The 17,831-nt window shown below is 67.5% G+C and carries 12 protein-coding genes and 1 riboswitch; of the genes, 3 read left to right on the plus strand and 9 right to left on the minus strand.

Annotated elements, in window-relative coordinates; genetic code table 11:
* Positions 1-4: 4 nt before the first annotated feature.
* A riboswitch (TPP riboswitch) is annotated at positions 5-100 on the minus strand.
* Positions 101-143: 43 nt separating this feature from the next.
* The 5 genes from N5D45_RS18040 to N5D45_RS18060 all read right to left on the minus strand — a co-directional run bounded on the left by N5D45_RS18040 (position 144) and on the right by N5D45_RS18060 (position 5,941).
* Entirely contained in the window at positions 144-1,268 is a 1,125-nt protein-coding gene (locus N5D45_RS18040) for a phosphotransferase (RefSeq protein WP_279939403.1), read from the minus strand.
* A gap of 128 nt (positions 1,269-1,396) precedes the next feature.
* The gene (locus tag N5D45_RS18045) at positions 1,397-1,804 is read right to left on the minus strand and encodes a glycine zipper 2TM domain-containing protein (protein WP_005407617.1); all 408 of its coding nucleotides are present in this window, start codon (positions 1,802-1,804) and stop codon (positions 1,397-1,399) included.
* A gap of 247 nt (positions 1,805-2,051) precedes the next feature.
* Entirely contained in the window at positions 2,052-4,043 is a 1,992-nt protein-coding gene (locus N5D45_RS18050) for a peptidoglycan-binding protein (protein WP_029380126.1), read from the minus strand.
* Positions 4,044-4,154: 111 nt separating this feature from the next.
* A complete protein-coding gene (locus N5D45_RS18055) occupies positions 4,155-4,925 on the minus strand; it encodes a hypothetical protein (protein ID WP_010487130.1) in 771 nt (256 codons plus the stop codon).
* A 377-nt stretch (positions 4,926-5,302) separates the two neighbouring features.
* Complete coding sequence (locus N5D45_RS18060) at positions 5,303-5,941, minus strand: response regulator transcription factor (protein ID WP_010487129.1); 639 nt, start codon at positions 5,939-5,941, stop codon at positions 5,303-5,305.
* Positions 5,942-6,015: 74 nt separating this feature from the next.
* On the opposite strand from N5D45_RS18060, the gene N5D45_RS18065 reads away from it, so the two are divergent.
* Entirely contained in the window at positions 6,016-9,612 is a 3,597-nt protein-coding gene (locus N5D45_RS18065) for a transporter substrate-binding domain-containing protein (RefSeq protein ID WP_164192529.1), read from the plus strand.
* Here the strand turns inward: N5D45_RS18065 and N5D45_RS18070 are convergent.
* Both N5D45_RS18070 and N5D45_RS18075 read right to left on the minus strand, forming a co-directional pair.
* Complete coding sequence (locus N5D45_RS18070; RefSeq protein ID WP_019338385.1) at positions 9,606-10,007, minus strand: c-type cytochrome; 402 nt, start codon at positions 10,005-10,007, stop codon at positions 9,606-9,608. The two genes, N5D45_RS18065 and N5D45_RS18070, sit on opposite strands and share 7 nt — an antisense overlap.
* A gap of 65 nt (positions 10,008-10,072) precedes the next feature.
* Entirely contained in the window at positions 10,073-11,749 is a 1,677-nt protein-coding gene (locus N5D45_RS18075) for an electron transfer flavoprotein-ubiquinone oxidoreductase (protein WP_019338386.1), read from the minus strand.
* Between the two features lie 257 nt (positions 11,750-12,006).
* Between N5D45_RS18075 and N5D45_RS18080 the strand changes: the two genes are divergently transcribed.
* Entirely contained in the window at positions 12,007-13,170 is a 1,164-nt protein-coding gene (locus N5D45_RS18080; protein ID WP_057504116.1) for an acyl-CoA dehydrogenase family protein, read from the plus strand.
* Positions 13,171-13,555: 385 nt separating this feature from the next.
* Here N5D45_RS18080 and N5D45_RS18085 read toward each other — a convergent pair whose 3' ends face one another.
* Together N5D45_RS18085 and N5D45_RS18090 are read right to left on the minus strand one after the other, a co-directional pair.
* Entirely contained in the window at positions 13,556-14,035 is a 480-nt protein-coding gene (locus tag N5D45_RS18085) for a tRNA (cytidine(34)-2'-O)-methyltransferase (protein ID WP_005407625.1), read from the minus strand.
* Positions 14,036-14,104: 69 nt separating this feature from the next.
* On the minus strand, positions 14,105-14,581 hold the full coding sequence (locus tag N5D45_RS18090; RefSeq protein WP_010487121.1) for a hypothetical protein: 477 nt from the start codon (positions 14,579-14,581) through the stop codon (positions 14,105-14,107).
* 413 nt (positions 14,582-14,994) lie between these two features.
* Here N5D45_RS18090 and N5D45_RS18095 point away from each other — a divergent pair.
* Positions 14,995-17,831 (plus strand): pitrilysin family protein (locus N5D45_RS18095; RefSeq protein ID WP_279939410.1); only part of this gene is annotated, 2,837 nt, incomplete at its 3' end.

Consider the following 17,831-nt stretch of genomic DNA (forward strand, 5'->3'; position numbering starts at 1 on the left):
GGTGTGGCTGCGGCTCAAAGCTCCCTACGCCGGTGCAAACCGGATCAGGTTCCAAGGGACTCTCTCAGCCTGGCAGATCCAGGCACCCCCGCTTCAGGTGACCATTTCACTACAAATGGTACGGATTTGCGAGCCGGCGCCCTTCAGGCTGCCGCGTGCAGGGCCTGCAGCAGTGCCTGTCCCGGCGCGCTGTGGAACCACGTCGGGTGCCCCAGCATGAAGGGCTGCCACGCCACGTCGGCATTCGCGGTCGAGCCGGTGACACCTTCGAAGTACTCCACTTCGGACAGTGCGAAGTCGAAATGGACCATCGGCAGCAGGTCGGCCAGCAGGTGCACGCGTGCCGCCGACAGCGGCAGTACCTGGCGGTAGCCGTCGAGCAGGGCCAGCGCGATATCGATGCGCACCGCCTCCATGCCGCGCTCCAGCTCCAGCCACGCCACCGCGTTGCGCTCGATCGCGGTGGCGAGGTCGAACAGTGCGCTGGTGGGCGAGGCCAGGCCGAAATCCAGCACGGTGCTGATCTGCCCATCGCGCCACAGCAGGTTGGAAACATGCCAGTCGTTGTGGGCCCACAGCCGCGGCTCGTCGCGCAGGCGCTTGGCCAGGCCGGCATGCCACGGCAACACGTCACGCTGCAGCTGCGCTTCCCACGGAATGCGCGCGAGATAGCGGGCCAGCCCGGGGCGCTCGTGCAGTCCTGCCTTGATGGCCGCGACCGGATCGTCGGCGCGGATCAGATCGTCGCGCGCGACCAGCACATGGGTGCTGCGCTGGGGCGCGTGGTAGCTGGCGGCGGCACGGTGCAGCTGTGCGAGTGCGCGTCCGGCTTCACGGGCCTGCGCGATATCGGTCAGCAGCGACCACGACACCGCGTCGCGATACAGGTCCTCACCGACGCCAACCGCATGCAGCTCGAAGGTCCATTCGCCATGCTCGACGGCAGTGTGGCCATCGGTGGCCGGCAGCACCTGTACTACCGGCACGCCGGCGGCGGCGAGATGGGCGATGAAGTGGTGTTCTTCTTCCAGGCAGGCCGCACTGCGCACGCTGTGGTGGTGGCGCTTGATGAACAGCGCGCCGTCCACGCCGTCGACGATGGCGGCGGCCGACAGCGGTCGGGGGCTGTGCCAGTGCGGTTGGCTGTGCTCGCCCAGCTGCGGATAACGCCGGCGCAGCCACGCGATGTCCGCCGCGCTGATCGGTGGCCAGTCGGCAGCGACCTCGTCGTTGTTGAGGCCCTGCACGCGGTGGGAAGAAGAATTCATGCCGCAGCCCCGGTGGGGAAAGTCACATCCAAGGCTGCGCATTCAACGCCATGCACGCGGCCAACGCAAACGGGCGGGTCATCGACCCGCCCGTCCGTGCATCAGCTGCGGTGATGCTGCCGCGCTTCTTACCAGCCGCGATGGCGGCCGCGGTCGTGGTAGTAGCGGTTGTCGTAGTAGCGCTCGCGCTGCCAGCGACGATCGTTGCCACGGTCGTAGTAGCCGCTGCGGTAGTAGCCACGGTCGTAACGGCGATCGTAGCGGTCGTCGTAACGGCGATTGTCGTAGTAACGACGGTCGCGGCGGTCGGAGGTGGTCAGGTTGCCGATCGCCCCGCCGGCCACGGCGCCGCCCACGGTGGCGGCAGGATCGCCGTTGGAGAGCAGGTTGCCGGCCACGCCACCGACCACGGCGCCGACCAGGGTGCGCTTGTCCTTCCTCGACATCGCGCTGGCATCGCTGACCACGGCCACACCGGCCACCAGTGCCAGAGCCATCGCCAGACCACGGAAGCTGAGTGCGGAAGTACTGAGCATGTAAGTTCTCCTGTGAGGTGCATGCCACGCTGGGCAGGGAGGGCGCGGGGCGCCCCGGCTGCCGTGGTGTCCACGCTGGCGTTCCAACGTTGCCGGAACATTGCCTGGTCCACCGTGCGGCTTGCGCATTCATCTAGCGGCAGGTGGCATGAAGCGAGGCTGAAAGCGGCCTCGGCCGCTCAGCTGGCAGAAAGGGAAAAGGCCACGCGGACGTGGCCCCTCCCTTCTCTCCCAAGGCGCTGCGGGCTTAGATGCCCATCGCCTTCTGTGCCTGCCGGGCCTGCTCCTGCTGGGCATCCTGCTGCTGGTGCAGCACGTTGGGCGCACCCTGCACGGCACCACTGCTGAGCGCAAGGCTCTGCTCGCTGGCGGCACGGGTATCCACCGCCACGCGGCTGGCGGCGGGGTCACCGATCGTGCCCTGCACGGCAAACAGGCGCTCACCGTTCGGGCTCGGCACCACCGTGTCGATGCGCTGCAGGCCGGCGGCATGCGCCTCCTTGGTCAGGGCCGCAGCGGCGCTTTCCAGCGCGTGGCGATCCTTGAAGGTGCCTGCCGGCATCAGTTCCAGACCCTTGCTGGCCTGGATGAACAATGGATTGCGCGGGTGCCGCTCGTCGTTCAGCAACGGCCGTTCGCGGGCGTCCTTGATCGCCTCCAGGGTCTTCGCCCCGACAATGCCGTCGGCCACCAGGCCGTTGTCTTTCTGCAGCTGGCGCACCGCCGCGTCGGTGTTGCGGCCGAAGCGGCCATCCTCGACCAGCGGCTTGCCGTCGGCACCGACGTAGCCGAGGTGGCCCAGCTGCTCCTGCACCCTGCGCACGCCCTCGCTGTGCGCACCCTGCTTGTACAGTTCGGCGTGCGGGGTGGCAGCGGCCTTGTGCTCGGCCGCAGGCTTGCCCTGTGTCTGCTCGTGCGACTGGGTGCGGTTTTCCAGCAGGTCGCGCGCCTTGGACAGCGGATCGGAGGCGTACAGCTTCCAGTTCGGGTGCTCCTTCACCTGCTTGAGGTAGTCCTCGACCGGCATGGTGTGCACGCCCTTGCTGCCGGTGGACTGGCTGATCAGCAGCTTGTCGGTGTTGGGGTCGCGCACCACCATCACAATGTGGTCGATGCCGTTCCAGTGCTCATGGCGGGTCTTGGCCGTATCCAGGCCGATGATCATGCCTTCCTTCAGCGCATCGGGCTTCAGGATCGCGTCGCGGTCCAGCAGCACGCCGGACTGGTCGAACGCCTTGCGCACGATGCCGCCGGAACCCAGGTTGCCCAGGTCGATGCGATCAGCCTTGCTGAACACCGCATGCCCGGCCTTCTGGTTGATCTCGTCCATGGTCCGGTTCTGCAGCGTGCCGACCCAACCGGAACAGTCGATGTAACCCTGCTCCACGTTCTTGCCGGTCTTGCCCGGCACGTACAGCGCGTGACCCGGGATGTTGATGGCGTACTTGACGTGGTCGTACTTCACGCCGGCCTCGTAGGCGGCCTGCAGTTCGATGCCCGGCTTCGGCGCGGCAGCGGCTGTTGCGGTTGCCGCCAACGTGGCAGCACCGGCCGCTACGGCTGCGCTGACCTGTGCGGGCGCTGCCGCGGTCTGGCCCTGGCCCTGCGCCACCGCCTGCGGTTCGATGTTCTTTTCCGGAATGCTGATCGCCGCGTACTTGTGGATGTAGTAGCTGGAGAACGTCCGCGCCAGGTCACCATCGTTCATGCCGCGCATCTCGGCCAGGGTGTGGCCGGTCAGCGCCTTCGCGTCGGAACCGATCTGGTTCAGCACGTTGCGGCGCATGTTGATCTCTTCGCCGTGGCTGTTGCGCACCACGCCGAAGGTGCCGGTGGCAATGGCGGTCTGCACCGAGCCATAGCCGGCGCTGCCCTGCTGGTGGGCCAGGTACAGGTCCAGGCCGGTGGGCGTGTTGCCACCGGACAGGTACGGGTTGCCGGTGCGCTCGTTGCGGCGCGCCATCGAGTCCAGGTTGTCCTGGTACATCTGCGCGGCCGCCTCGGTGTTGCGGGTGGGGTCGAACTCGTGGCCGGTCAGGTGGTACTGGCGCGCGGAGCCGGGCACGAACTGGAACAGGCCCTTGGCGCCGGACGAGGTGTTGTGGGCGCGCTCGTTGAAGGTGCCGCCCGTCTCGATGTGCGCGAAGCGCATGAAGTCATCGACCGGAATGCCTTTCTGCCGGGCGACCTGCTCGACGATGTCCAGGACTTCCTTTCTGCTGTAGTCATGCTGTGCCATGACGTTTTCCTCGGGGTTGATGGAGCGGCGCATGCCGCGAATCGCCAACCGGACTCATCCGTGAGTCAAGAACATGTCGGTCAACAGGGAACCCGCGCGTGGCGGGTGCTATCAGGGCGCGACGTACTGCTGGGTCGCGCTGTCGAAGGTGTAGTGCACGGCGTCGCTGGAACCCAGTGCGCGGGTCTTGCCGGGGCCTTCGATGGTGGTGCCCTTGAAGGTCACGGTCAGGCGCGGCAGGCCGTTGCCCTCGGCAGCGAAGGCCAGTTCGCCGTCGCTGCCGGTGCAGGGCATCACGTTGCCTTCGTCGCAGGCCGCGCTGTTGTCCTCACCGGTGCGCACCGAGCCGACATAGCGCCAGACCTTGCTGTCCACGTCGTCTTCGCTGCGCTTGGGGTTGAACAGCAGCAGCGCATAGCCGGTGCTGCTGATGCCGCGGTCGAAGCTGCGGGTCGGCACCGCCAGCAGCAGGCGGCCGTCGGCGGTGCGATGTTCAAGTGGCTTGCGCCGGGTATCGACATCGTCGGCCTTGTCGTATGCGCCCAGTGCGCCGATGGTCCATTCCTGGCCACGGAACTTCCATGGCTTCCTGGCGTCGGTGCCGGCCAGCACGAAGGTGGCCTCGGCGAGGTTGGCGCGGTCATCCGGACCGGCCGGCGTCTGCTCGCCCGGCTTGCCGTAGTGCTCGCGGGTATCCCAGGAGAAACCCGTGTAGTACGTGGTGCCATCGAGGGTGAAGGTGTGGCCGAACCAGAAGGTCGCCACGCTGCCGTTCTGGACCTCATAGGAGGTCGCGCCATCGCCGTCCACCTGGTAGGTGAAATACATGACGGTCGGCGCGTCGGGCGGGGTGACGGCGGCATCGGGGGTGGGGGTCTGCATCGGGGCAACATCCTGTCGGGGCGCATTGGCAGCCTGCGCAGGAGCGCCGGGCTGGGAGGACGAGGGGGCCGGATCGGCGGCGCTGCAGGCGGCAGCGGAAAGAGAGACGAGCAGGCACGCCGCGAATGCGCGCAGGGGTCGCACCGGCAGGGTCCAACGTAGCTTGGGGGAATGATGCATGCGCCTCTCCATGGTCAGCGTTGCCGGGCCAGACGGCCGGCAGGAAACCGCACCCCATCCACCAGGGACGGGAGCGAGGACATGAGCCGGTCGATTCCTTCGACCTCGCATTGAGAACTCATGCCGGGCCATCTTGGCACAGATCGGCGGCGGGTCAAAGAGGGCGGTGGCAGATGCCCTTCTTTGTGATCTGGCTCTCAGATATTGCCGTCGCGCAGGTAATCGAACAGCTCGGCGTCGCCCTTCAGGCCCAGTTTGAGCATGGCGTCACCCTTCTGCCGGCTGATGGTGCTGACGCTCTTGTGCAGCTGCAGCGAGATTTCCTTCACGGTCATGCCGGTGCCCAGCAGCCGCAGCACCTCCACTTCGCGTGGCGACAGCGGCTTGCCGTCGCCCTCGCGCATGCGCCAGCTGCCGGCGGCCTCGACCCGCTCGCGCAGGCTTCGGCTGATGTAGGGCTGGCCCCGGTAGACCGACTGGATGGCCTGCGGCAGTTCGTCCATCGACGAACTCTTGTCGACCAGGCCGAGCACGCCGCTGTCGAGCACCATGCGCAGGATCGCCAGATTGTTGGAGACACTGAGCATCAGTACAGGCAGGTCGGGATGGCGCCGGCGGATCATGCCGATCATGGCGAAGCCGTCGGCCTGTGGGCTGCCGGGCATGGAGTAGTCGGTCACCAGCAGGTCGCAGGGCTGGCTGCCAAGCAGGGCCATCAGCGCCTGTGCACTGTCGGCTTCGCCGACCACGCGGCCAACCCCGCTCGATTCGATGACGGCGCGGGTACCGATACGGACCACCGGGTGGTCGTCTGCGATGATGATGCGCAAGCTCATGCTCTAGTATGACCACCGGGCAGGCCGGGCCGCGACCATCGCGGCTCCTGGCAGATTCTAGGAGATCGACGCCGATGCGTAGCTGGGCTGTTCGCGGGCTGGTCCTGCTGCTGGCCGTGCTGGCGTTGCCTGCAGCGCTGGCACAGGCGGTGCCTGGACCGTTGCCGCTCACCCCGCTGCAGCGCGAGTACGTTGCCGCGCATCCGAGCATCGTCGTGGGCCAGTATGACAGTGGCTGGCCGCCGTTCGAGTCCCTCCGTGATGGCCAGCAGGTCGGCCTCGGACCCGATTATCTGTCGCTTCTCGCCCGTCAGCTAGGCATGAAGGTCGAGGCGAGGCGCTATTCCGACTGGACATCCGTGCTGGACGCGGCATGTCGTGGTGAGATCGACGTGGTGATGAATGTCGGTCTCAGTGCCGACCTCACCCGCTGCATGGTCTATACCGCCGCCTATGGCGAGGCGCCGCTGGCCCTGGTGGGACGCCCGGATGACCTGCGTGCCTCCGACATCCCCGACCTGGATGGACTGCGGGTGGTGATCGAGCAGGACTTCCTGACCGGCCCGCAGGTGCGGGCGCGCTTCCCCCGGGCACGACAGCTTGTCGCAAACAGCTCGCTGGCGGCGCTGGAGATGGTCAGAGACGACAAGGCTGACGTTTACATCGGCAATGCGTACGTAGCCACCGAACTGATCGCCCGCGAGGACCTGCAGGGGGTCGTGCTGCTGCGCCCCAGCGATCTGCCGCCCGAACGGCTGCACTTCGGCATTCCCAACAGCAAGCAGCCGCTGGCCGAAGCGTTGGACCTGGCGCTGGCCGCGACCAGCCAGGCCCAGCGCGATGCGCTGGTGCAGCGCTGGCTGCCACCTCCGCGGTGGTCGGCATCGGCACAGCTGGCGCTGAGCCAGGCCGAGAAGCGGGTATTGGAGCAGCCGTTGAAGATCGGCTTCGCGCCGAACGCGGCGCCGCTGTCGTTCGCGGACCAGGATGGCAGACCCAGCGGCCTGGCCAGCGAATACCTGCGGCGTTTGCTGCAGGCCGGCGCCAACCTGCAGGTGGAAAACAGCCATGACTGGTACGAGGTGCGCGAGAAGGCACGCCGCGGCGAGCTGCAGGCGGTAATGGGCATTCCTGCCGATTCGCGCTACCTGGGCCCGGACTGGGTGTTCAGCCAGCCCTTCATCAGCGTGCCGAACGTGATCGTCAGCCAGCGTGACAGCCCGGCGCTGCTGGGCCTGTCCGACCTGCAGGGCAGGCGGGTGCTGCTGTCCGATCCGGAGCGTGTGCGTGGCTATGTGCTGCAGCAGGCACCGCAGGCCCGGATCATCGCGGCGCGCAGCGCGGAACAGGCCCTGCAGCGCCTGATCAATGGCGACGCCGATGCCTATGTAGGCAATCTGGCCGTGGTTGACCATCTGCTGCGCAGCCGCTTCCCGGGGCGCCTGCAGGTGGCCGCACCGGCTGGCTTCAACGATCAGCTGGTGCTGGCTGTCGAGCGCCGCCATGCCGCCCTGGCCACTACTTTCGACCGCCTGCTGCTGCAGATGACCCCACGCCAGCGCGAGGCCCTGCGCGGCGACTGGCTGGCCGTCGAATATCGCAACGGGCTCGACTGGACCCGCGTGGCGCGCTGGGGCGTGCCGCTGCTGCTGGTGCTGCTCACCGCGCTGCTGGTGCACGCCATCGGGCATTGGCGGCTGCGCCGCGAGGTGGCCGGGCGACGTCATCTGGAACAGCGCCTGGCCGAAGTCACCGACAACCTGCCCGCCGTGGTCTATCAGGCGCGCCGTGCGGCAGACGGAACCCTCAGCTTCCCGTTCATCGCCGGTGACCTGCAGGCGTTGTTCGGAATCAGCCGGCAGCAGGCCGAACAGGATGCAACGTGCCTGCTGGAGCGCATCGAGGAAGACGACCGCGAGCACATCCTGCATGCGGTCGAGCAGGCGGCGCGCCAGTTCGCACCGCTCATTCTGGAATTCCGGCTGCGACCTGAAGGTGCCGGCGCGCGCTGGGTGCGCAGCCAGGCCCATCCCTATGCGGCCGAAGCAGGTGCGGTGACCTGGAGTGGTTACTGGGTGGATGTCAGCGAGGCGCGTGCGCAGGCCGAGGCCCTGACTGCGGCCAAGGCCGACGCCGAACAGGCCGCGGAAGCGAAGTCGCGTTTCCTGGCAACCATGAGCCATGAGATCCGCACGCCGATGAGTGGCGTGCTGGGCATGCTGGAGGTGCTGGCGCATTCGCCGCTGGATGCCGAGCAGCAGCGCATCCTGGGGGTGATCGAGGATTCGGCGCAGATGCTACGGCAGATCCTCGACGACATCCTCGATTACTCGCGGCTGGAGGCCGGCGCGCTGTGCCTGGAACCGGTGCCGCAGCCGCTGCGGCCATTGCTGGAAAGCGTGTGCCGGTTGTTGTCGGCGCAGGCCAGTGCGCGTGAGCTGGACCTGCACGTGCAGATCGACCCGCAGCTGGCGGCCGCGCACGAAGTGGATGGTGTGCGCCTGCGTCAGATCGTGTTCAACCTGCTCAGCAACGCCATCAAGTTCACCGTGCGCGGCGAAGTGCGGCTGCAGCTGGAAGTGCTGGGGCCGACCGCCGAGGACGGCAGCCAGCCGCTGTGCCTGAGCGTCACCGACACCGGCATCGGCATCGCACCGGAAAAGCTGCAGCACCTGTTTGCGCCGTTCACCCAGGCCGGTGCGTATATCCAGCGCGACCATGGTGGTACCGGCCTGGGCCTGAGCATCTGCCAGCGCCTGGTGCAGATGATGGATGGCGAGCTGGAGCTGCACAGCACGCTGGGTGAGGGCACCCGCGCCGAGGTGCGGCTGTCGCTGGTGGAAGCCAGCAGTGGTGATGTTGAAGTGTTGGTCGCTGAGCAGGAACAAGCGGCGCTACTGCCGCCGGCGCTGCGCGAGGCACGCGTGCTGGTGATCGAAGATCATCCGACCAACCAGGCGATGATGGCCTGGCGCCTGCAGCAACTGGGCGTGCCGCATGTGCTGGTCGGCGATGGCCAGCAGGGGCTGGATCGGTTGGCGTCGGAGCCGTTCGATCTGGTCATCACCGATTGCCGGATGCCGGTGCTGGATGGCTTCGCATTCACCCGCCTGCTGCGCGAACGCGAGGGCCGCAACGGCCAGCCGCGGCTGACCGTACTGGCGCTGACCGCCAGTGTGCTGGACGACGATGCGCGTCGTTGCCGTGAGGCCGGCATGGACGAAGTGCTGGCCAAGCCGTTGTCACTGGCCACGCTGCGTACCGCGCTGCTGCGCTGGTTGCCGCAGGCGCAGGGACAGTCGTTTGAGGAGCTGGCCGAGTCCGCTGCCGACGATGGTGGGACGCTGCCCGATCTGGACAGCCTGCAGCGGCGCTTCGGCTCGCGCGCGGTGGCCGAGCAGCTGCGCGACAGCCTGTTGCAGGCCAGCGAAGGTGATCTGGCGGGCGTACGGCGCGCCGTGCAGGCCGGTGACCGCATGTCTGCCGCACTGCACCTGCATCGCCAGGCCGGTGGATTGGGTGCGGTGGGGGCGACGGTGCTGGCCGGGCAGGCCAATGCCCTGGTCGAGCGCCTGCAGGACGCAGCCGAGACCGATCCGGAGCCGTTGTTCGAGGCGGTGGCGGGGTTCGTCGCGCGGCTGCAGCAGCAACTGCAGCGCCTGGCTCACTGAGCCGGCTGCTGCTGCAGGTAGGCGATCACCAGCGCGCGGCGTTCGGCGCTGGGGAAAGCGTTGTACATGCGCGTGCCGGGCACCACGTGGGTGGGCGACTGCAGGAACGCATCCAGGGTCTGCGCGGTCCAGGTGATGTCGGCGCGGCGCATGCCCTCGGAGTAGCCGTAGTCGGGCAGGCTGCCGGCGCGACGACCGATCACGCCGTGCAGGTTCGGCCCGAAGCGGTGGATGCCGCCGGGCTGTACGGTGTGGCAGCCGGCACACAGTTCAAACGCGCGCTGCATGGCCTGCTGGTGCGCCTGTTCCGGCGTGGCCGGAGCCGCAGGCGGGCGCTGGCAGGCCGTGGCCGCCAGGGCCACGACAACGGTGATGGGCAGGCAGAAAGCGCGCATGGGCGGGCAGGATAGCGACGCTGCGGGGCAGGCGGGCTGCGACACGCCGTCGCAGCCCGGAGCAATCACATGCCCGAATAGTTCGGGCCGCCGCCGCCCTGCGGGGTCACCCAGACGATGTTCTGGGTGGGGTCCTTGATGTCGCAGGTCTTGCAGTGCACGCAGTTCTGCGCGTTGATCTGCAGCCGCGCGCTGTCGGCTTCGCCGACGAACTCGTACACGCCGGCCGGGCAGTAGCGCGCTTCCGGACCGGCGTATTCGGCCAGGTTCACCTTCACCGGAATGCTCGGATCCTTCAGCGTCAGGTGGCTGGGCTGGTTCTCGTCGTGGTTGGTGCTGCTCAGGAACACCGAGCTGAGACGATCGAAGGTCAGCACGCCATCGGGCTTGGGGTAGGCGATGCGGGTGTGCTTGGACGCCGGTTCCAGGCAGACATGATCCGGCTGGGTGCGGTGCAGCGTCCACGGCGGATTGCGCACGCCCAGCTTGGGCAGCAGCCACTGCTCCACGCCGGTCATCAGCGTGGCCACGGTCTGGCCCTTCTTGAACCACTGCTTGAAGTTCTTGGCCTGCTGCAGTTCGGTGAACAGCCAGCTGGCTTCGAATGCCTTCGGGTAGGCGCTCAGTTCATCGTGCTGGCGGTCGGCGGCCAGCGCGTCGAACGCGGCGTCGGCGCACAGCATGCCGGTCTTGATCGCCGCGTGGCTGCCCTTGATGCGGCTGGCGTTGAGGTAGCCGGCCTCGCAGCCGACCAGTGCGCCACCCGGGAACACCGTCTTGGGCAGCGACAGCAGGCCACCGGCGGTGATCGCACGCGCGCCGTAACCGATGCGGGTGCCACCCTCCAGGTGCTTGCGGATGGACGGATGTGTCTTGAAGCGCTGGAATTCCTCGAACGGGCTCAGCCACGGATTCTTGTAGTCCAGGCCGACCACGTAGCCGATGGCGACCTTGCCGCCGTCGGCGTGGTACAGGAACGCACCGCCGTAGGTATCGCTGTCCAGCGGCCAGCCGGCGGCATGCACCACCAGGCCCGGCTCATGCTTGGCCGGGTCGATCTGCCACAGTTCCTTGATGCCGATGCCGTAGGCCTGCGGGTCCTTGCCTTCGTCCAGCGTGTAGCGGGCGATCAGCTGGCGGCCGAGGTGGCCGCGCGCGCCTTCGGCGAAGATCGTGTACTTCGCCTGCAGCGCCATGCCGCGTTCGAACGCCGGGCCGATGCTGCCGTCCTTCTCGATGCCCATGTCGCCGGTGGCCACGCCGATCACTTCACCGTTGTCGCCGTACAGCACTTCGGCGGCGGCGAAGCCGGGGAAGATGGCCACTTCCAGCGCCTCGGCCTGCTGCGCCAGCCAGCGGGTCACTTCACCCAGGCTGATGATGTAGTTGCCTTCGTTGTGGAAGCACTCCGGCAGCAGCGCGTTGGGCGTGCTGCGTGCGCCGGTTTCGCTGAGGAACAGGAATTCGTCGCGGGTGACCTTCTGCTTCAGCGGTGCGCCGCGCTCGGCCCAGTCCGGGAACAGTTCGGTCAGCGCGCGCGGGTCCATCACCGCACCGGACAGCACGTGGGCGCCTGGTTCGGAGCCCTTTTCCAGCACGCACACCGACAGCTCGCGGCCGGCTTCGATCGCGCGCTGGCGCAGGCGGATCGCGGTGGCCAGGCCGGCGGGGCCGGCGCCGACGATCACCACGTCGAACTCCATTACTTCACGCGGGGGCAGGGCGTTGGCTTCAGCGCTCATCGATTGCATGACTCGTGGGTAGGGCCGGCATCGGGGCCACCGGCGGTGCCTGGGAATCGCGCGTGCGGCCACGGGCGAAACGGTTGTTTGAATGTGTCAGGGTACCGGGACGCGCGTGATCGAGCTAGATAGACGCCGTTCACCGCACGATTGCTGCAGCGCAGCGTAGTGCCTCAGCCCTGGTGGGGGCTAACCCTGGTCGGCACGCGCTGCCCGGATGACCGACAATGGCCGGGTCCTGACTGCGTGTGAGTGCCATGGCTTTGCATCCGTACGATCTGTTCGATGTCCGTTCCCTGCTCAACGAGGAAGAGCGTGCGGTGCAGGAGAGTGTCGCCCGCTTCACCAACGAGCGCGTGCTGCCGATCATCGGCGATGCCTTCGACCAGGCCCGTTTTCCGTCTGAACTGGTGCCGGAGATCGCGTCACTGGGCCTGCTGGGTGCAACGCTGCCGACCGAGTACGGCGGCGGTGGCCTCGGCGCGGTCAGCTACGGCCTGATCTGCCAGGAGCTGGAGCGCGGCGATTCGGGCCTGCGCAGCTTCGTCTCGGTGCAAAGCTCGCTGTGCATGTACCCGATCTACGCCTATGGCAGCGAGGAACAGCGCCAGCAGTGGCTGCCGGCGATGGCGCGCGGCGAGCTGATCGGCTGCTTCGGCCTGACCGAGGCGCATGGGGGTTCCGACCCGGCCAGCATGAAGACCCGCGCCGTGCGCGACGGCAGTGACTGGCGCATCAGCGGCAGCAAGATGTGGATCACCAGCGGCCCGGTGGCCGATCTGGCCATCGTCTGGGCGCAGACCGAGGACGGTATCCAGGGCTTCGTGCTGGAGAAGGGCATGGCCGGCTTCACCACGCAGGAAATCAAGCACAAGATGAGCCTGCGCGCCTCGCTGACCGGTGCGCTGTTCTTCGATGACGTGCGCGTGCCCGACAGCCACCGCCTGCCGAACGTGAAGGGCCTGAAGGGGCCGCTGGGCTGCCTGACCCAGGCCCGCTATGGCATCAGCTGGGGCCCGATCGGCGCGGCGATTGCCTGCCTGGATGAAGCGCTGGGCTACGCCAAGGAGCGCGTGTTGTTCGGTCGCCCGCTGGCGGCCACGCAGAGCGCGCAGATCAAGCTGGCCGAGATGGCCCGCCGCATCACCACCGCGCAGCTGCTGGCCTTGCAGCTGGGCCGGCTGAAGGAAGCCGGCCAGCTGCAGCCGCAGCAGGTCAGCCTGGCCAAGTGGAACAACTGCCGCATGGCCATCGATATCGCCCGCGAGTGTCGCGATCTGCTCGGTGGGGCTGGGATCACCACCGAGCATGTGGCGATCCGGCATGCGTTGAACCTGGAATCGGTGATCACCTATGAAGGCACCGAGACCGTGCACCAGCTGGTGATCGGCCGCGAGCTGACCGGCATCAACGCGTTCTGAGTGCACCGGTAGTGCCGGCCGCTGGCCGGCGTTGCCAGGTAGGGTGCACGCGCCCCGGGCAACGCAAGGGCGCCCACTCCTGATTGATCCAGGCGGAGGGCATCCACGCATGGCGTGGATCTACCGCGCGGCTGTTGGGTCCGCCTTGAAGCGAGCCGAGCACCGCAGGTCCGGCGGGGGCGAAGAGGCGCGGGTGTCTGAGCGCAGCGAGTTCCGCGCCGTCCCCCGGCGGGCCGAGGAGCGCAGGGTACCGGTGCGCAGCACCGGCTCGCAGACGGCGGCGCGTTTCTTTTGGTTACTTTTCTTTCCGCGTGGAAAGAAAAGTAACGCCATGAACGCATGCGCCCGCCACAGCAACAATCAGGCAGAAGAGAGACGCGTGGAGCTACGCCCCGCCGGCAAACCCGTGCTGCCGCCACGCTTCGTACATCACCACGGCAACGGTGTTGGAAAGATTGAGGCTGCGGTTGTCCGGCCGCATCGGCAGGCGCAGGCGGCGGCCATCGGGCAGGGCATCGAGCACGTCCTGCGGCAGGCCGCGGCTTTCGGGGCCGAACAGGAATGCATCACCGTCTTCAAAGGCCACGCTGTCATAGCGGACGCTGGCACGCGTACTCAGGGCGAACAACCGTTTCGGTGCGATCCGCGCCAGCGCGGTATCCAGGTCGGGGTGCACCTGCAGGCGTGAATACTCGTGGTAGTCCAGCCCGGCGCGCTTGAGCTGCTTGTCTTCCAGTGCGAAGCCGAGCGGCTCGACCAGGTGCAGCTGCGCGCCGGTGTTGGCACAGAGCCGGATCACATTGCCCGTGTTGGGCGGGATTTCCGGTTGGAACAGGATCACGTGGAACTGGGGCGCGGCATTCATCGGCGCAGTGTACCTGCGACGGCGGCCGCCTTTACGGCGCACGCCCTGCGCTGGGCAGGGCGGCACCGCTTACGGGCGCAGCAGGACCTGGGCGGTTTCGGTGGCCAGGGCCTGCAGGTCGGCGGCGCTCGGACGCACCTGCAAGGCCGGCAGGTTGACGATGACCGAGTGGGCAACGTTGGTGGCGGCGGCAGCCAGGGTGGCGGCGTAGCGCTGGGCTTCCAGTTCGGCGGCCAGGGCGACGCGCTGTTCCAGGCTCGGGCGCACTTCCACCGAGGCCAGGGTGGTGATCGGCATCGCGGCCGCAACCGGGGCGGCGACGTAGCCGCTGCGCTCGGCCAGCTGGTCGGCGCTCGGGCGCACTTCCACGGTGGCCAGGGTCGGGATGCCGCTGGCCTGTTCCCAGGCCTGCTGGGCCAGCTGGTCGGCGGCCGGGCGGACCTGCACGGTGGACAGCGTCTTGATGGATTCGGAGGCCTGCACCGACGAAACAACCGCGGTGCCGGCGATCAGGGCGATGGCGATGGCAATGGTCTTGGCGTTCATGACGGGGCCTGTTTAGTGTTGGTGATCAGTGGTGTGGTAGTAATGTAGTACACCGATTCTGGGCATGCAAGGAGAATTTTCGATTTCCTGCATTTGTTCAGTCTTCAGTCAGCTTTCGTCTGAAGCCCTTCCTGGCGCAGGAAGTACCAAGCAATCCCCGTGCCAACTTTTAGTTGTTGATTTACAAGGGTTTTTTGCGTCGGAAAGTGTCCGGTGGGCGGACACCTGTCCATTCGATGCGCCGCGGACACTGTCCGGACGTTCCTGGCGGGCGCATGTGACGGGTCAGGCAGGGCAGATCGGCACCGCGGATGGGGCACAGGGGCAAACACCCCCAGTGACTGCTGGCCGATTCCTGCCGCTGCGTGCGCAGGCTAGGATCGGGGTTCACCTATGTGACCAAGGATCCGGATATGTCTCTCGCCCTTCGCCCGCGCGCTGCACTGCTGGCCGTCGCCCTCAGCACCGCCCTGGGCACGCTTGTGCCTTCCCATGCGCTGGCGGCCAAGCCGGCCGCACCGGCGAAGGTCGATATCCCGTATGAGCAGTTCACCCTGCCCAACGGCCTGCGCGTGATCGTGCATACCGATCGCAAGGCGCCGATCGTCGCGGTCAATGTCTGGTACCACGTGGGCAGCAAGGACGAGCCGGCGGGCCGTACCGGCTTCGCGCACCTGTTTGAACACCTGATGTTCCAGGGCAGCGAAAACCACGACGGCGAATTCTTCGAGCCGTTCAAGCAGGTCGGTGCCACCAACCAGAACGGCACCACCAATACCGACCGCACCAACTACTTCGAGAACGTGCCCACCACCGCGCTGGACATGGCGCTGTGGATGGAATCGGACCGTATGGGCCATCTGGTCGGTGCGATCGACCAGGCGGCGCTGGACGAGCAGCGTGGCGTGGTGCAGAACGAGAAGCGCCAGGGCGAGAACCAGCCCTACGGCCAGGCCTGGGACCAGCTCAACAAGGCGCTGTACCCGGTTGGCCACCCGTACCACCACGGCGTGATCGGTTCGATGAACGATCTGAACGCGGCGTCGCTGGATGACGTGAAGAGCTGGTTCCGCACCTGGTACGGCCCGAACAACGCGGTGCTGGTGCTGGCCGGCGACATCGACCTGGCCACCGCCAAGGAAAAGGTCGGCAAGTACTTCGGCGCCATCCCGGCCGGCCCGACCATGGCGCAGCCGGCCGTGAACGTGGCCAAGCGCAGCGCCGACACGCGCGAGACGATGACGGACAAGGTGCCGCAGGCGCGCATCTACCGCGCCTGGAACGTGCCGCAGGTCGGCACCACCGATGTCGATCAGCTGCAACTGTTCGCGCAGGTCCTGGGCGGTGCCAAGTCCTCGCGCCTGAGCCAGCGCCTGCAGCACCAGGACAAGCTGGTGGACAGCATCGCGTCGGGCCTGTCTACGTCGCAGCTGGGTTCGAACTTCGTGATCATGGCGACGGTCAAGCAGGGCCAGGACCCGGCCAAGGTCGAGAAGATCATCGACGAGGAACTGGACCGCCTGATCAAGCAGGGCCCGACCGCGGCCGAGCTGGAGCGCGCCAAGACCAGTGCCCGCGCCGGTTTCATCCGCGGCATCGAGCGCATTGGTGGCTTCGGCGGCAAGGCCGATGCACTGGCGGAGTGCGCGGTGTTCACCGGCGACCCGGGCTGCTTCCGCACCTCGCTGGCCAACATCGAGAAGGCCAGTGCTGCTGATCTGAGCCGGCTGGGCGCGCAGTGGCTGGACACGGGCAGCCACACCCTGGTGATCGCACCGGGTGAGCGCGTGGCGCTGAAGGAAGACCCGAGCCAGGCGCCGAAGCCGTTCAACGTGCCGGCGGTGGACCCCAAGTACAGCACCCTGCCCGAGCAGGTCGACCGCAAGGCCGGCGTGCCGCAGACCCGCGAGTTCCCGCAGTTGAAGTTCCCGGCGCTGCAGCGCGCCACGCTGAAGAACGGCACCCAGGTGATCCTGGCCGAGCGCCACGAGATTCCGGTGGTGCAGTTCAGCTACCAGTTCCCGGGCGGCTTCAGCGCCGACCAGGGCCGCAAGCCGGGCACCGCCAACTTCACCATGAGCCTGATGACCGAAGGCGCCGGCAAGCTCGGCTCGCTGGCCTTCGCCGATGCCGCCGACGCACTGGGTGCCAGCCTGGATGCCTCGGCCGGCCTGGATTCGATGAGCGTGGACCTGTCGGCGCTGAAGGAAAACCTTGCACCGTCGCTGGCGCTGTACCGCGACCTGCTGCGTGAGCCGCGCTTCGAGCAGGGCGAGATCGACCGGGTCAAGGCGAGCTGGATCGCCGGCATCCAGCAGGAGAAGGTCAACCCGGGTGCGGTGGCGATGCGCGTGCTGCCGCCGCTGCTGTACGGCAAGGGCCACCCGTATGCCATTCCGTTCACCGGCAGCGGTGACGAAGCGGCGATCAATGGCCTGACCCGCGAAGACCTGGTCGACTTCCACCACGACTGGCTGCGCCCGCAGAACGGCACCCTGATCGTGGTCGGTGACACCACCCTGGCCGAGATCGTGCCGCTGCTGGACAAGCAGCTGGGCGACTGGAAGGCCAGTGGCGACGCCCCGCAGGTGAAGGCGGCCACCGACGTAGCGCTGCCGAAGGGCCCGCGCGTGTTCCTGATCGACCAGCCGGGCGCGGTGCAGGCCAACCTGTTCGCCGGCCAGGTGGTGGCGCCTTCGAGCGCTGCCAGCTCGACCCGCTTCGACATCGCCAACGGCGTCATCGGCGGTGACTTCACCTCGCGCCTGAACATGAACCTGCGTGAAGACAAGCACTGGTCGTACGGTGCACGCAGCAGCGCGGTCAACTCGGTGGGCCAGCGTCCGTGGATGGCCAGCGCGCCGGTGCAGATCGACAAGACCGGTCCGGCGATGGCGGAAATGCGCAAGGAAATCGCCGCGTTCGCCGATGGCAGCAAGCCGGCCACCGCCGACGAGGTGAACCGCATCCGCAACATCCAGACGCTGAGCCTGCCCGGTGCCTACGAGACCGCCAGCGCGGTGGCGTCGACCATCGGTTCGATCGTGCAGTTCAAGCGCCCGGACGACTACGTGCTGCGCCGCAAGGCCGAGATCGAGGCGATGACCCCGGCGCAGGTGCAGCAGGCCGCTGCCGAGATCAAGCCGCAGGCCCTGACCTGGGTGGTGGTGGGTGACCTCAAGCAGACCGAAGCGGCCGTGCGTGCGCTGAACCTGGGCGAGGTGACGGTGATCGATGCCGAAGGCAACCC

It is taken from the genome of Stenotrophomonas sp. GD03819 (assembly GCF_029841665.1).
Lineage (GTDB): Bacteria > Pseudomonadota > Gammaproteobacteria > Xanthomonadales > Xanthomonadaceae > Stenotrophomonas > Stenotrophomonas geniculata.

Excerpts from the sequence above, each read along its gene's own strand:
- N5D45_RS18065 (WP_164192529.1), top strand. The coding sequence starts at position 6,016 with ATGCGTAGCTGGGCTGTTCGCGGGCTGGTCCTGCTGCTGGCCGTGCTG.
- N5D45_RS18040 (WP_279939403.1), bottom strand. The coding sequence starts at position 1,268 with ATGAATTCTTCTTCCCACCGCGTGCAGGGCCTCAACAACGACGAGGTC.
- N5D45_RS18080 (WP_057504116.1), top strand. The coding sequence starts at position 12,007 with ATGGCTTTGCATCCGTACGATCTGTTCGATGTCCGTTCCCTGCTCAAC.
- N5D45_RS18075 (WP_019338386.1), bottom strand. The coding sequence starts at position 11,749 with ATGAGCGCTGAAGCCAACGCCCTGCCCCCGCGTGAAGTAATGGAGTTC.
- N5D45_RS18045 (WP_005407617.1), bottom strand. The coding sequence starts at position 1,804 with ATGCTCAGTACTTCCGCACTCAGCTTCCGTGGTCTGGCGATGGCTCTG.
- N5D45_RS18055 (WP_010487130.1), bottom strand. The coding sequence starts at position 4,925 with ATGCAGACCCCCACCCCCGATGCCGCCGTCACCCCGCCCGACGCGCCG.
- N5D45_RS18060 (WP_010487129.1), bottom strand. The coding sequence starts at position 5,941 with ATGAGCTTGCGCATCATCATCGCAGACGACCACCCGGTGGTCCGTATC.
- N5D45_RS18050 (WP_029380126.1), bottom strand. The coding sequence starts at position 4,043 with ATGGCACAGCATGACTACAGCAGAAAGGAAGTCCTGGACATCGTCGAG.
- N5D45_RS18085 (WP_005407625.1), bottom strand. The coding sequence starts at position 14,035 with ATGAATGCCGCGCCCCAGTTCCACGTGATCCTGTTCCAACCGGAAATC.
- N5D45_RS18070 (WP_019338385.1), bottom strand. The coding sequence starts at position 10,007 with ATGCGCGCTTTCTGCCTGCCCATCACCGTTGTCGTGGCCCTGGCGGCC.
- N5D45_RS18090 (WP_010487121.1), bottom strand. The coding sequence starts at position 14,581 with ATGAACGCCAAGACCATTGCCATCGCCATCGCCCTGATCGCCGGCACC.